The 13,236-nt window shown below is 72.0% G+C and carries 13 protein-coding genes; 9 read left to right on the forward strand and 4 right to left on the reverse strand.

All coding sequences use genetic code 11. The features are described from left to right. Positions 1 to 13 precede the first annotated feature (13 nt). On the forward strand, positions 14 to 1,669 hold the full coding sequence (locus JKV81_RS23955) for an FAD-binding dehydrogenase (RefSeq protein ID WP_202077722.1): 1,656 nt from the start codon (positions 14 to 16) through the stop codon (positions 1,667 to 1,669). A 47-nt stretch (positions 1,670 to 1,716) separates the two neighbouring features. On the opposite strand, the gene JKV81_RS23960 is transcribed toward JKV81_RS23955, so the two are convergent. Then, the gene (locus JKV81_RS23960; RefSeq protein ID WP_129261621.1) at positions 1,717 to 2,142 is read right to left on the reverse strand and encodes an ASCH domain-containing protein; all 426 of its coding nucleotides are present in this window, start codon (positions 2,140 to 2,142) and stop codon (positions 1,717 to 1,719) included. 242 nt (positions 2,143 to 2,384) lie between these two features. Between JKV81_RS23960 and JKV81_RS23965 the strand changes: the two genes are divergently transcribed. The 4 genes from JKV81_RS23965 (at position 2,385) to JKV81_RS23980 (ending at position 6,369) form a co-directional block, all read left to right on the forward strand. Next, positions 2,385 to 3,347 carry a hypothetical protein gene (locus JKV81_RS23965; RefSeq protein WP_202077724.1) on the forward strand — a complete coding sequence of 321 codons (963 nt, stop codon included), beginning with the start codon at positions 2,385 to 2,387 and terminating at the stop codon, positions 3,345 to 3,347. Positions 3,348 to 3,382: 35 nt separating this feature from the next. Continuing rightward, a complete protein-coding gene (locus tag JKV81_RS23970) occupies positions 3,383 to 4,951 on the forward strand; it encodes an APC family permease (RefSeq protein WP_129261618.1) in 1,569 nt (522 codons plus the stop codon). 145 nt (positions 4,952 to 5,096) lie between these two features. Then, on the forward strand, positions 5,097 to 5,762 hold the full coding sequence (locus tag JKV81_RS23975; RefSeq protein WP_236057559.1) for a molybdopterin-dependent oxidoreductase: 666 nt from the start codon (positions 5,097 to 5,099) through the stop codon (positions 5,760 to 5,762). Beyond that, positions 5,704 to 6,369 (forward strand): cytochrome b/b6 domain-containing protein, encoded by a 666-nt coding sequence (locus JKV81_RS23980; RefSeq protein WP_202077726.1) that lies wholly within the window; start codon positions 5,704 to 5,706, stop codon positions 6,367 to 6,369. The genes JKV81_RS23975 and JKV81_RS23980 overlap by 59 nt, the downstream gene beginning before the upstream one ends. A 6-nt stretch (positions 6,370 to 6,375) precedes the next feature. Here the strand turns inward: JKV81_RS23980 and JKV81_RS23985 are convergent, their stop codons facing one another. Beyond that, positions 6,376 to 7,773: a GntP family permease gene (locus tag JKV81_RS23985; protein WP_124279585.1), complete on the reverse strand. Its 1,398-nt coding sequence runs from the start codon at positions 7,771 to 7,773 to the stop codon at positions 6,376 to 6,378. A gap of 11 nt (positions 7,774 to 7,784) precedes the next feature. Beyond that, positions 7,785 to 8,294, reverse strand: coding sequence for a gluconokinase (locus JKV81_RS23990; RefSeq protein ID WP_129261610.1), 510 nt, complete (start codon positions 8,292 to 8,294; stop codon positions 7,785 to 7,787). Positions 8,295 to 8,438: 144 nt separating this feature from the next. Between JKV81_RS23990 and JKV81_RS23995 the strand changes: the two genes are divergently transcribed. The 3 genes from JKV81_RS23995 (at position 8,439) to JKV81_RS24005 (ending at position 10,931) form a co-directional block, all read left to right on the forward strand. After that, the gene (locus JKV81_RS23995) at positions 8,439 to 9,140 is read left to right on the forward strand and encodes a FadR/GntR family transcriptional regulator (RefSeq protein ID WP_202077728.1); all 702 of its coding nucleotides are present in this window, start codon (positions 8,439 to 8,441) and stop codon (positions 9,138 to 9,140) included. A gap of 76 nt (positions 9,141 to 9,216) precedes the next feature. Next, on the forward strand, positions 9,217 to 10,302 hold the full coding sequence (locus JKV81_RS24000) for an S-(hydroxymethyl)mycothiol dehydrogenase (protein ID WP_124279587.1): 1,086 nt from the start codon (positions 9,217 to 9,219) through the stop codon (positions 10,300 to 10,302). Next, positions 10,302 to 10,931: an MBL fold metallo-hydrolase gene (locus JKV81_RS24005; RefSeq protein ID WP_129261606.1), complete on the forward strand. Its 630-nt coding sequence runs from the start codon at positions 10,302 to 10,304 to the stop codon at positions 10,929 to 10,931. The genes JKV81_RS24000 and JKV81_RS24005 overlap by 1 nt, the downstream gene beginning before the upstream one ends. 12 nt (positions 10,932 to 10,943) lie before the next feature. On the opposite strand, the gene JKV81_RS24010 is transcribed toward JKV81_RS24005, so the two are convergent. Continuing rightward, positions 10,944 to 11,882: a pseudouridine synthase gene (locus tag JKV81_RS24010; RefSeq protein ID WP_202077730.1), complete on the reverse strand. Its 939-nt coding sequence runs from the start codon at positions 11,880 to 11,882 to the stop codon at positions 10,944 to 10,946. A 206-nt stretch (positions 11,883 to 12,088) separates the two neighbouring features. Here JKV81_RS24010 and JKV81_RS24015 point away from each other — a divergent pair, with 206 nt between their 5' ends. Continuing rightward, on the forward strand, positions 12,089 to 13,147 hold the full coding sequence (locus tag JKV81_RS24015) for a rhamnogalacturonan acetylesterase (protein WP_202077732.1): 1,059 nt from the start codon (positions 12,089 to 12,091) through the stop codon (positions 13,145 to 13,147). Positions 13,148 to 13,236: the final 89 nt, after the last annotated feature.

Here is a 13,236-nt window from a genome sequence, read left to right on the forward strand (position 1 = left end):
AAGGATGGAACCCATGGCGTACGACGCTGATGTGATCGTGATCGGGGCGGGGCTCGCCGGGCTGGCGGCCACCGCCGAGCTCGCCGAGGCGGGCCGCACGGTGATCCTCCTCGACCAGGAGCCCGAGCAGTCGATCGGCGGCCAGGCGCACTGGTCCTTCGGCGGGCTCTTCCTCGTCGACTCGCCCGAGCAGCGCCGGCTGCGGATCAAGGACAGCCACGACCTGGCCCTCCAGGACTGGTACGGCACCGCCGGCTTCGACCGCGACGAGGACCACTGGCCCCGGCAGTGGGCCGAGGCGTACGTCGACTTCGCGGCCGGGGAGAAGCGGTCCTGGCTGCGCGCCCAGGGGCTGCGGCTCTTCCCCGTCGTCGGCTGGGCCGAACGCGGCGGCTACGACGCCAACGGCCACGGCAACTCCGTCCCCCGCTTCCACATCACCTGGGGCACCGGGCCCGGTGTCGTCGCCCCGTTCGAGCGGCGGGTCCGCGAGGGCGTCGCCAAGGGCCTCGTCCAGCTGCGCTTCCGCCACCGGGTGACCGGCCTGGGACGCTCGGCCGGAGCGGTCGACACGGTCACCGGGGAGATCCTCCGGGAGAGCGGCGCCGAGCGGGGCACGGCGAGCAGCCGCGAGGTCGCGGGCGCCTTCGAGCTCAGGGCCCAGGCCGTGATCGTCACCTCCGGCGGCATCGGGGGCAACCACGACCTGGTGCGCGCCCAGTGGCCCGAGCGGCTGGGCACCCCGCCGGAGAAGATGCTCTCCGGGGTCCCCGCCCACGTCGACGGGCTGATGCTGGGCATCGCCGAGAAGGCGGGCGCCCACCACATCAACCGCGACCGGATGTGGCACTACACCGAGGGCATCGAGAACTGGAACCCGATCTGGGACAAGCACGGCATCCGGATCCTGCCCGGCCCGTCCTCCCTCTGGCTGGACGCCCGCGGCAAGAGGCTCCCGGTGCCGCTCTTCCCGGGCTTCGACACGCTGGGAACCCTCGAACACATCATGCGGTCCGGCCACGGCTACACCTGGTTCGTCCTCGACCGGAAGATCATCGGCAAGGAGTTCGCCCTCTCCGGCTCCGAGCAGAACCCGGATCTGACCGGGAAGTCGGTGCGCGACGTGATCGGCAGGGCGCGCGCCGACGTCCCCGGGCCCGTCCAGGCGTTCATGGACAAGGGCGTGGACTTCGTCGTCGAGAAGGACCTCGGCGCACTCGTACGCGGGATGAACGCGCTCACCGGGGACTCCCTCATCGACGAGGACGCCCTGCGCCGCGAGATCACGGCCCGGGACCGCGAGATCGCCAACCCCTTCACCAAGGACCTCCAGGTCACGGCGATCAACGGCGCCCGGTCCTACCTGGGCGACAAGCTGATCCGCACCGCGAAGCCGCACCGCATCCTCGACCCGGCCGCCGGCCCGCTCATCGCCGTACGGCTGAACATCCTGACCCGCAAGTCCCTCGGAGGGCTGGAGACGGACCTGTCCTCCCGCGTCCTGACCGAGGACGGCAGCCCGCTGCCCGGGGTGTACGCGGCGGGCGAGGCGGCGGGGTTCGGCGGCGGCGGGGTGCACGGCTACCGGTCCCTGGAGGGCACGTTCCTCGGCGGCTGCATCTTCTCGGGCCGGACGGCGGGCCGGGCGGCGGCGAAGGCACTGGGCTGAGCCGGCCGGCCGGCTCTCCGAAGCGGGGCCCGTGGGGCGGCGGCCGGTCACTCCAGCCGCTCCACCACCCGGAAGCGCTCCGCCACGATCATCGTGTCGTCGTCGACGGTGAACGACGGGTCCCCGAGCGCCTCCCGCATCTCCTCGCTGTGCCAGAACGCCTCGTGCGCCGCCCGCCACCCGGCGACCGAGGTGTACCCCTCGCCCTCGTCCAGCGCGTGCCGCAGCCCGACCGACCCCAGCGGCAGCACCCGCACCTCCGTCAGCTCGACCACGGCGACCTCCCGCCCGTCGGAGTCGATCAGCGCGGACCGCTCGCCCACGGGCGGGAGCTCCTCCCGCTCCGCCTCGTACTCCGCCAGCAGACCGGAGGTGGAGACCTTCTCGCCGGAGAGCACCGCCGCGACCAGCCGGTCGCGCAGCGGCCCCGGGAACGCGAGGAGGAGGGGCTTGAGGGGTTCACGGTTCGCCATGGCGGCAGTGTGGCACGCGTCACCCCGGCCCCACCCGCCACACCCGTCACCACCCCTCGAACTGCGCGAATGGTTCAGGCCTGCCCTTTCGGAGGTCAACTGTGTGTTAAGTGAAAGCAGTTGAGGGAGGGTCGGCCTTGACTCGGAGCATTACCTACCGCTTTGCTGTCCGCGATCGTTTGCTCGCACACAGCATCGATATGTGCTCGCGTCACTGTCGAAGTGGATAAGGAAGCCTGCGGATGTCTCCGCCTCCGCCGCCCCTGGGCCGTTCCCGCCGTAAGGGCGGACGCTCGGACCACATCTTCGACCCGGCGCTCGACGACAGCGAACTCATCGACGTACGAGGACAGTTCGCCCAGGGCCGGTGGACCAGGGCCCGCTCCCTGCTCGTCGCGACGGGCACCGACTGGGATCTGCGCGGCCACCGTCTGCTCGCCCTCGCCGCCGTACCGTCCGCCGCCGGCTGGGCGCGGGACTGGCTGCTCGCCGAACCGGACAGCGCCGACGCCACGACGCTGCTCGCCTGTGCCTCCGTCGCCCGTGCCCGGCGCCCCAAGGCCACCGCGGACGAACGCGCCCGGGCGCGCGAGGCATGCCTGGCCGCGGCCGCCCAGGACCCGGACGACCCCACCCCCTGGCTCGGCCTGATGACGCTGGAGCGCACGCACGGCACCCACCAGGCCGCCGCCCGGCACTTCGAGGAGATCCGCGCCCGCCACCCCGAACACCACCACGCCCACCACCTGATGACGGCCGGCCTCGCCGAGGCGCACCCCGAGAGCGACCCGCTCCACGAGGTGTACGACTTCGCCGCATGGGCCGCCGAACAGGCACCGGCCGACTCCCCGCTCGCCGTGCTCCCCGTAGTCGCCCACGCCGAGCGCTACCGCGTCCTGGCCGCCGCCGGCGTCGTGTCCGACGACCCGGCCGCCTCGGGCCACTGGTCGGGGCGCCGGGCCAGACAGGTGATGAAGGCTGCCTTCGACTGGTGGCTCGAATGGGAACGCGAGGACCACCCCCGCCACCGCGTCGACCTCAACTTCCTCGCCCACGCGAAGATCTGCGAGGGCCGCCCCGCCGAGGCCGCCGCGATCTTCCACCGCATCGGCCCGCACGCCACCGAGGCCCCCTGGTCGTACGCCGGCCGCGACCCGTACCCCGACTTCCTCGCCGCGCGCACCCTCGCGCTCGGTGCCCCCTGACGCACGCAGATATCGACGAAGGGACCACCCCCGCCATGTCGACGGGCAGAACAGATACGAGCGAGACCGGCACCACCGGGACGGCCGGCACCGGCGGGATCAACACCTACAAGGGCGAGGAACGCGCCCTGCGCGCGGACCGGCTCGGCACCCCCGGGCTGCTCCTGTCCGTCCTCGCCGCCAGCGCCCCCCTGATGGTCGTCGCCGGGGTGATGCCCACCGTCTTCGGCGTGATGGGCATCGTCGGGCAGCCCCTGCTCTACGTCATCCTCGGCATCGTCCTGATGCTGTTCAGCGTCGGCTACGCGGAGATGAGCCGGCACGTCCACAACGCCGGGGCCTTCTACGCGTACATCGCCCGGGGCCTCGGCCCCACGGCCGGTGCGGGCGCCTCGCTCGTCGCGCTGGTCGCCTACAGCGCCATGCAGGTCGGCATCTACGGCATCCTCGGCTTCGAGGTCTCGGGCCTCTTCGCCACGTACCTCGACATCGACCTCCAGTGGTGGATCCCCGCCCTGGTCGCCGTGGCCGTCGTCGGCGTACTGGGCTGGCTGAAGATCGACCTCAACGCCAAGGTGCTCGGGGTGCTGCTCGTCATCGAGTGCGCCCTCGTGGTGATCTTCGACATCGCCGCCGTCGGCAAGCCCGGCCCCGAGGGCCTCTCCCTGCACGCGTTCAACCCCGAGACGCTCACCGGAGCCGGCCTCGGTACGGCCCTCTGCTTCTGCATCGCCGCCTTCGTCGGCTTCGAACAGGCCCCGGTGTACGCCGAGGAGACCAGCCGCCCGCAGATCGTCGTGTCCCGGGTGATGTTCCTGGCCGTCGGCTACGCCGCCCTGTTCCTCGCCGTCAGCTCCTGGGCCCTGACCGTCGCCGCCGGCCCCTCGTCCATCGCGGACACCTCGCTCAAGGAGGGCCCGGGAATGCTCTTCGGCCTCACCGAGGAGCGGCTCGGCGCCACGTTCACCGACGTCCTGCACGTCCTGTTCGTCACCGGCATGTTCGCCGCGCTGCTCAGCTTCCACAACGTGGTCGCCCGCTACGCCTTCGCCATGGGCCGCGAAGGACTGCTGCCGGCCGGATTCGGCCGCACCAACAAGGCCAGTGGCGCCCCCGCCACCGGCTCCATGCTCCAGTCGGCGCTCTCCGTCGTGATCGTGCTCGCCTTCGCCGTCACCGACGACAACCCGGTCGGCGACCCCACCGCGCCCGTCCTGCACCTGTTCACCTGGATGGGCAACGTCGGAGCCCTCGGCGTGATCGTGCTGATGGCCGCGGCCTCCTTCGCCGTCATCGCGTTCTTCGTACGGCGCGGCGCCGGCCGCGCGCAGGCACCCCGGCTCGTCGCCTCCGGACTCGCGGGCCTCGCCCTGCTGTCCATCGCCGTCTTCACCGTCCGGGACTTCGACGTCCTGGTCGGCTCCGGCCCCGGCTCCGTGCTGAACTGGCTGCTGCCCGGCGTCATCGTCCTGGCCCTCGCCGGCGGCCTGCTCTACGGGGCGGTGCTGCGCCGCACCAGGCCCGAGGTCCACGCGCGGATCGGCCTCGGCAACGAGGCGTTCCAGCTGGAGAAGGCGGCGGAGGGCGGCCCGGACCCGCGCTGACCCGGCCCTTCCCGCCTTCTTACGGAAGAGTGACGCACACCCGCGGCCCCTGGTGACGGACGGCCGCGGGTGTTCGAATGGGCGCGTGAACAGTCCCCCTCCCGACGAGGGCGGCGCGCCCGTCGGCCGCCGTCTGGTCCTGACCATGCTCGGCCTCGGCGCCGCCGGTGTGGCGGCCGCCCCCGTCCTCCAGCGCGCGCTGGAGAACGGTCTGGGCGCCGTCGCCGACAAGGACCCCACCGGCCTCACCGGCCTGCTGCCCAACGGCGGCGGCTTCCGCTACTACTCGGTCACCACCTCCGTGCCCGAGCGGACCGCCGCCGACTACCGCCTCACCGTGGACGGCATGGTCGACCGCCCGGCGACGTACACGCTCGCCTCCCTGAAGGCGCTGCCGCAGACCCGCATGGTGCGCGACGTCCAGTGCGTCACCGGCTGGCGGGTGCCCGAGACCCCCTTCGAGGGCGTCAGGCTCTCGGCGCTGCTGGACGCGGCGGGGGTACGCCCCGGGGCGAAGGCGATCCGCTTCACCTGCTTCGACGGTGCGTACAGCGAGAGCCTCACGCTCGACCAGGCCCGCCGCCCGGACGTCCTGGTCGCCACGCGCATGCAGGACAAGCCGCTGGCCCACTCCCACGGGGGCCCGGTCCGGCTCTACGTGGCCCCGATGTACTTCTACAAGTCGGCGAAATGGCTCTCCGGGATCACCGTCACCGACTCCGTGCGCCCCGGATACTGGGAGGAGCTCGGATATGACGTCGACGCCTGGGTGGGCCGTTCCAACGGACGGGACGACGCCCCTACTGCCTGAACACGGCCCGAAGGTGCGGCGCTTCACCACGGCGGAGCGCTGGGTGCACCGCACCACGGCCTGGCTGACCCTGCTCTGCGTCGCCACGGCCGCCTTCCTGTACGTCCCCCAGCTCGCCGAGCTCGTCGGCCGCCGGCACCTGGTGGTCACCGTGCACGAGTGGTCCGGGCTGCTCATCCCCGTACCGCTGCTGGCCGGGCTGGTCTCGCGGGCCCTGCGCGCGGACCTCTCCCGCCTCAACCGGTTCGGGCCGCACGACCGGCAGTGGCTGAGGGCCGCCCTGCGCCGCGACCGCACGCCCGGCTCCAGGCCGGCCGGGAAGTTCAACGCCGGCCAGAAGCTCTACGCCGGCTGGATCGCGGGCGCCGTGCTGGTGATGCTGGGGACCGGGCTGCTGATGTGGTTCACCGGCCTTGCCCCGCTGGTGTGGCGTACGGGCGCGACCTTCGTCCACGACTGGCTGGCCCTCGCGATCGGCATCGTCCTCGCCGGACACATGGCGAAGGCGCTCGCCGACCCGGAGGCACGCCGTGGCATGCGCACCGGGTCGGTCGAGCGCCCCTGGGCCCGTTCCGAGCACCCGCTGTGGCGGGAGCCCGAGGAGTGAGGCCGGCTACAACACGAGCGAGAGCAGCAGGATGAAGCCCAGCGAGACGACGGAGATGATCGTCTCCATCACCGACCAGGTCTTGATCGTCTGCGGCACGTCCATGCCGAAGTACTCCTTCACCAGCCAGAACCCCGCGTCGTTCACATGGCTGAAGAAGAGCGAACCCGCACCGACCGCCAGGACGAGCAGCGCGACGTGCGACGTCGACAGGTCGGCGGCCAGCGGGGCGACCAGACCGGCCGCCGAGATGGTGGCCACCGTGGCCGAGCCGGTCGCGAGGCGGATCGCGACGGCGATCAGCCAGCCGAGCAGCAGGGCGGGGATCGACCAGTTCTGGGAGAACTCCAGGATCATCTGGCCCACACCGGCGTCGATGAGGGTCTGCTTGAACCCGCCGCCGGCGCCCACGATGAGCAGGATGCCCGCGATCGGGGCGAGTGACTTCTCGACGGTGCTGGAGAGACGGCCCTTGGTGAACCCGGCCGCCCGGCCCAGCGTGAACATGCCGACGATGACGGCTGCCAGCAGCGCGATCAGCGGCGATCCGATGACGTCGGTGACCCGCTGGACGTGGTTCTCGGGGTCGTCCACGACGATGTCGACGAGGGCCTTGACCAGCATCAGCACGACGGGCAGCAGGATCGTCGCCAGCGTCGCGCCGAAGCGGGGCCGGCGCTCCAGGTCCTCGGAGGGACGCTGCGGGACCATCTTCTCCGGCGCCTCGATGTCCACCCAGCGGGCGGCGTAACGGGAGAAGACGGGACCCGCGATGATCACGGTCGGGATGGCCACCAGCACACCGAGGGCCAGCGTGATGCCCAGGTTGGCGCCGAGGGCGTCGATCGCGACCAGCGGGCCGGGGTGCGGGGGGATCAGCCCGTGCATCACCGAGAGACCGGCGAGCGCGGGGATGCCGATCCGCATCAGCGAGTAGTTGCCGCGCTTGGCGACCAGCAGCACGACCGGAATCATCAGCACGATTCCGACCTCGAAGAAGAGCGGAAGCCCGATGATCGAGGCGATCAGCACCATCGCCCACGGCATGGCGCGCCCGCTCGCCTTCGCGAGGATCGTGTCGACGATCTGGTCGGCGCCGCCGGAGTCGGCGAGCAGCTTGCCCAGGATGGCGCCCAGGGCGATCAGGACACCCACACTCGCGACGGTCGAACCGAGACCCGCGGTGAAGCTGGCGATGGTCTTCGCCGGGTTGGCCCCGGCGAAGGAGCCGAGCGCCAGCGAGCCGATGGTCAACGCGAGGAACGCGTGCATCTTGAACTTGGTGATGAGCAGGACGATGACGGCGATGCCCGCCAGTACGGCGATGCCCAGCTGTGCGTTACCGGCCGAAGTGATCGGTTCGACGGCGTCCGCTGCCAGCATCTCGACGCTGAGACTGGTCACGGTGGTGATCCTTAGTTCGCGAGCCGGCGCAGCGCGGCGACGGCACGGTCGGTGATTTCCTCGGGGGTGCCGGACACGTCGACGGCGACGCCCGCCTCGTCCTCCTGCAGCGGCTGCAGGGTGGCGAACTGGGAGTCGAGCAGCGCGGTCGGCATGAAGTGGCCCTTGCGGTCCGCCATGCGGTGTTCGATGAGGGACCGGTCGCCGGTCAGATGCAGGAAGACGGCACCGGGGGCCTCGGCCCGCAGCCGGTCGCGGTACGCGCGCTTGAGCGCCGAACTGCTGACGACGCCACCGAGCCCCGCCCGGCCGTGCGCCCACTGCCCGATCGCGTCCAGCCAGGGCCAGCGGTCGTCGTCGTCCAGAGGCGTTCCGGCGGACATCTTGGCGATGTTGGCCGGCGGGTGGAAGTCGTCGCCCTCGGCGTAGGGGACGCCCAGTGCGTCGGCGAGCAGGGGGCCGATCGTGGTCTTGCCCGTCCCTGCTACGCCCATCACCACGACGACGTGGGGGGTGCTCATTGGTGCCTCGCTGTCTTCATCGACATCGGTCCGCGACATCGGTCCGTCGCGCTACTGAAACCCATTACATACGACTTATTCAAGTGGCTGTGACATAAACGTCGTACTTTTTGTTCCCGCAGGCCGCCCCGTAGGGTTGTGGGCATGACCACACCTGCCCAGGGGCTCCATACGCATGTGCTGGACACCCTGGGCCTGGAGATCGCGGCGGGGGACAGTCCGCCCGGCCAGGTGCTGCGCACCGACGAGCTTGCCCAGCGCTTCGACGTCTCGCGCACGGTCGTACGCGAAGTGGTCCGCGTCCTGGAGTCCATGCACCTGGTCGAGTCCCGGCGCCGGGTCGGCGTGACCGTACGGCCCACCGAGGAGTGGAACGTCTACGACCCCCAGGTCATCCGCTGGCGGCTCGCCGGCTCCGACCGGCCCCGGCAGCTGCGCTCCCTCACCGTGCTGCGGTCCGCCGTCGAACCCGTCGCCGCGGGCCTCGCCGCCCGCAACGCCACCGCCGAGCAGTGCGCCGCGCTCACCGAGTGCGCCCTCGGCATGGTCGCGACCTCCCGCGGCCACCAGCTGGAGGGATACCTCCGGCACGACACCGCCTTCCACCGCATCGTGCTCAACGCCTCCGGCAACGAGATGTTCGCGCGGCTCGGCGACGTCGTCGCCGAGGTCCTCGCGGGCCGCACCCACCACCAGGTGATGTTCGAGGACCCGGACCCCGCCGCCGTCACCCTCCACGTCAGGCTCGCCGAGGCCGTGCGCGAGGGGGACGCCGAGGAGGCGGAACGGCTGACCAAGGAGATCGCGGTCGGCGCGCTGCACGAACTGGACGTACTCGCCCCGTGAGCGGCCCCCCGCCCGGGTACGGTGGGCGGGTTCGATCTTCGGAATTGACGGGGCAGTCGGAATGGGAGACCACGGCATGGCGCAGCAGGTACAAGGGGTCATCGCACCGGGGAAGAACGAGGCCGTTCGCGTCGAGACGATCCTGGTGCCGGACCCCGGCCCCGGCGAGGCCGTGGTCAAGATCCAGGCGTGCGGCGTCTGCCACACCGACCTGCACTACAAGCAGGGCGGCATCAACGACGACTTCCCGTTCCTGCTCGGCCACGAGGCCGCGGGTGTCGTGGAGTCCGTCGGCGACGGCGTCACGGACGTCGCGCCGGGCGACTTCGTCGTCCTCAACTGGCGTGCGGTGTGCGGCCAGTGCCGCGCCTGTCTGCGCGGCCGCCCCTGGTACTGCTTCGACACCCACAACGCCAAGCAGAAGATGACCCTTCTGGACGGCACGGAGCTCTCCCCGGCGCTCGGCATCGGCGCGTTCGCGGAGAAGACCCTCGTCGCCGCCGGCCAGTGCACCAAGGTCGACCCCGAGGTCTCCCCGGCCGTCGCCGGACTGCTCGGCTGCGGCGTCATGGCGGGCATCGGCGCCGCCATCAACACCGGCCAGGTCGGCCGCGGCGACTCCGTCGCGGTCATCGGCTGCGGAGGCGTCGGCGACGCCGCGATCGCCGGTGCCCGGCTCGCCGGAGCGGCGAAGATCATCGCGGTCGACATCGACGACCGCAAGCTGGAGACGGCGAAGAAGATGGGCGCCACCCACACCGTCAACTCCCGTGCGGACGACCCGGTCGAGGCCATCCGCGCACTCACCGGCGGCAACGGCGCGGACGTCGTGATCGAGGCGGTCGGCCGCCCGGAGACGTACAAGCAGGCCTTCTACGCCCGCGACCTGGCCGGCACCGTCGTCCTCGTGGGTGTGCCCACGCCCGAGATGCAGCTCGAACTCCCGCTCCTGGACGTCTTCGGCCGCGGCGGCTCGCTCAAGTCCTCCTGGTACGGCGACTGCCTGCCCTCGCGTGACTTCCCGATGCTCATCGACCTGCACCAGCAGGGCCGCCTCGACCTGGGCGCCTTCGTCACCGAGACCATCCAGCTCGGCGAGATCGAGCAGGCCTTCGCCCGCATGCACGACGGCGACGTCCTGCGCTCGGTGGTGGTGTTCTGATGACCGCCCGCATCGACCACCTCGTCACCTCCGGCACCTTCGCCCTCGACGGCGGCGAGTGGGACGTCGACAACAACGTCTGGATCGTCGGCGACGACACCGAGGCCGTCGTCATCGACGCCGCCCACGACGCCGCGGCGATCCAGGCCGCGCTCGGCGGCCGTACGCTGCGCGCGATCATCTGCACCCACGCGCACAACGACCACATCGACGCGGCCCCCGCCCTCGCCGACGCGACCGGGGCGCCGATCCTGCTGCACCCCGACGACCTGGAGCTGTGGCGGCAGACCCACCCGGACCGCGCCCCCGACGCCGAACTGGCCGACGGCCAGGAGCTGGAGATCGCCGGTGTGCACCTGACGGTCCTGCACACCCCGGGCCACGCCCCGGGAGCGGTCTGCCTGTACGCCCCCGAGCTGGCCACCGTCTTCACCGGCGACACCCTCTTCCAGGGCGGCCCCGGAGCGACCGGACGGTCCTTCTCGCACTTCCCGACGATCATCGACTCCATCAGGGACCGGCTTTTCGCCCTCCCGCCGGAGACCGAGGTCCGCACCGGACACGGCGACTCCACCACCATCGGCGCGGAGGCCCCGCAGCTGGAGGACTGGATCAACCGCGGTCACTGACCGGGGGACGCCTCACCGGCCCGGCCACGCGGAGAGCCGCAGCCCGCTCTGGAAGCGGTGCGGCTCACCCGTGACCGGGTCGGTGAACTCCAGCACCCGCGCGAGCAGTTGCAGCGGACGCCCGTACTCGGCGTGCTCCGGCTCGGGCTCCACCACCGGATAGACCGGGTCGTTCACCAACGGCAGCCCCAGCGCGTTCATATGGACCCGCAGCTGATGGGTGCGGCCGGTCGCGGGCAGCAGCCGGTAGCGGCCCAGGGCGCCCCGGTGCTCCAGCAGTTCGACCCGGCTCTCGCTGTTCGCCGGCCCCGGCTCCTCGCGCGCCGCGATGACCCCGCGCTCCTTCACGATCCGGCTCCGCACGGTGCGGGGGAGCGTGAGCGCCGGATCGTACGGGGCCACCGCCTCGTACTCCTTGCGCACCAGCCGGTCCCGGAACAGCGTCTGGTACGCGCCGCGGTCCCCGGCCCGTACGACACAGAGCACCAGGCCCGCCGTCAGCCGGTCCAGCCGGTGCGCGGGCTGCAGCTCCGGCAGGCCCAGCTCGTCCCGCAGCCGGGCGACCAGGGTCTGGGTGACATGCCGGCCGCGCGGGGTGGTGGCGAGGAAGTGCGGCTTGTCCGCGATCACCAGGCGGTCGTCGCGGTGGACGACGCCGACGGGGAAGGACACCGGCTCCTCGGGGGCGAAGTCACGGTGGAACCAGAGGTGGCGCCCGGCGGTGTACGGCTCGTCCGCCCGCGCCGCACGGCCGTCCGCCCCGACGAAGCTTCCCTCGTCCAGCATGGCGTCCACCCGCCCGGCCCCGACCGCCCCCGCGAACCGGTCCAGCAGATGGTCCCGCACGGTGGGCCACGCCCCAGCGGGATCAGCCGGGAACCGCACCCGCACCGGGTCGACGCCGGCACGCTGGGGGAGCGGGGCGGCAGGGGGCTTCGCCCGGCCTCTCATCGCGCATCGGTCCTTGTCTCGGGTCAGGGGCCCGGAACGGACGGGCACGGCGCCTCCATCATCCCACCGCGCGGGCCCCCGGCGGACGCTCGTAGGTCCTGCCGCGTCCGCCGGGCCCATGAAACCGCCCGTTCCGTAGAAAGCGCTTGCCGTCCGGCGCTAGGGTTCCAGTCCGTTGAATCCATTCAGCGAGAAGGAGTTCCGTCATGCGCCGAGCCGGTACCGCACTGCTGGCCGCCTGCGCCGCCGTCGCCGCCCTGACCACCGCCGCCTCCGTGCCGGCCCGTGCGCAGGGGCACGTCCCCGGCGGGGACGGCCTCGGCCGGTGCAGCGGCGCCGGCCCGGTCGTCTGTCACTTCGACGTGGCCCCCGGGACGTACCGCGTCCGCCTCCTCCTCGGCGGAGGCGCGCAGCCCGGCTCCACCGCCGTCACCGCCGAGACCCGCAGAACCATGCTCGCCGAGACGCCCAACGCGGCGGGCAGGACCGTGCGGCGCAGCTTCACCGTGGACGTCCGCGACCCCGAGGGCGAGCCCACCGGCGCCCCCGGCACCCCCGGGCTCGACCTGGTCCTCGGCGGCGCCGCCCCGCAGCTCGCGTCGGTGCGGGTCGAGCGCGTCCGCACGCCGCAGATCCTGCTCGCCGGCGACTCCACCGTCTGCGACCAGCCGGGCGAGCCCTACGCGGGCTGGGGGCAGCACCTCCCGCAGTACCTCACCGACCGGCTCTCCGTCGCCAACTACGCGGACTCCGGAGAGGGTTCACAGTCCTTCCTGGACAACCCCGCGCTGTTCCCCGCCCTCCGGGCCCGTATCCACCACGGCGACCTCGTCCTCATCCAGCTCGCCCACAACGACAAGGAGACCGACCGCGACACCTACCGCGCCAATCTCACCGCGATGACCGAGGGCGTACGCGCCGAGGGAGGCCGGCCCGTACTCGTCACCCCGATCGTCCGCCGCTGGTTCAACACGGACGGCACCCTCGACAACGGCACCGCTCTCCTCGTCAACGGCCTGGGCGTCGACCTGCCCGCCCAGGTGCGCACCCTCGCCGCCGAGCAGGACATCCCGCTCGTCGACCTCACCGCCCTCACCAAGGCGCGGGTCGAGGAGCTCGGCCCCGAGGCGTCCAAGGCCCTCTACCTGTACGACGAGAAGCGCGACAACACCCACACCTCGGTGCGCGGTGCCACCGAGTACGCCGCACTCGTCCTGGGTGAACTGCGGGATCAGAGGCTGGTGGCGCCGCACGCGGTCCGGTGAACGGACCCAGGGGAAAAGCAAGAACCCCCAGGGTGACCTGGGGGTTCTCCGCTGGTGTCCGAGGGGGGACTTGAACCCCCACGCCCGAT

The organism is Streptomyces silvae (genome assembly GCF_016745505.1).
In the GTDB taxonomy this organism is placed as follows: domain Bacteria; phylum Actinomycetota; class Actinomycetes; order Streptomycetales; family Streptomycetaceae; genus Streptomyces; species Streptomyces silvae.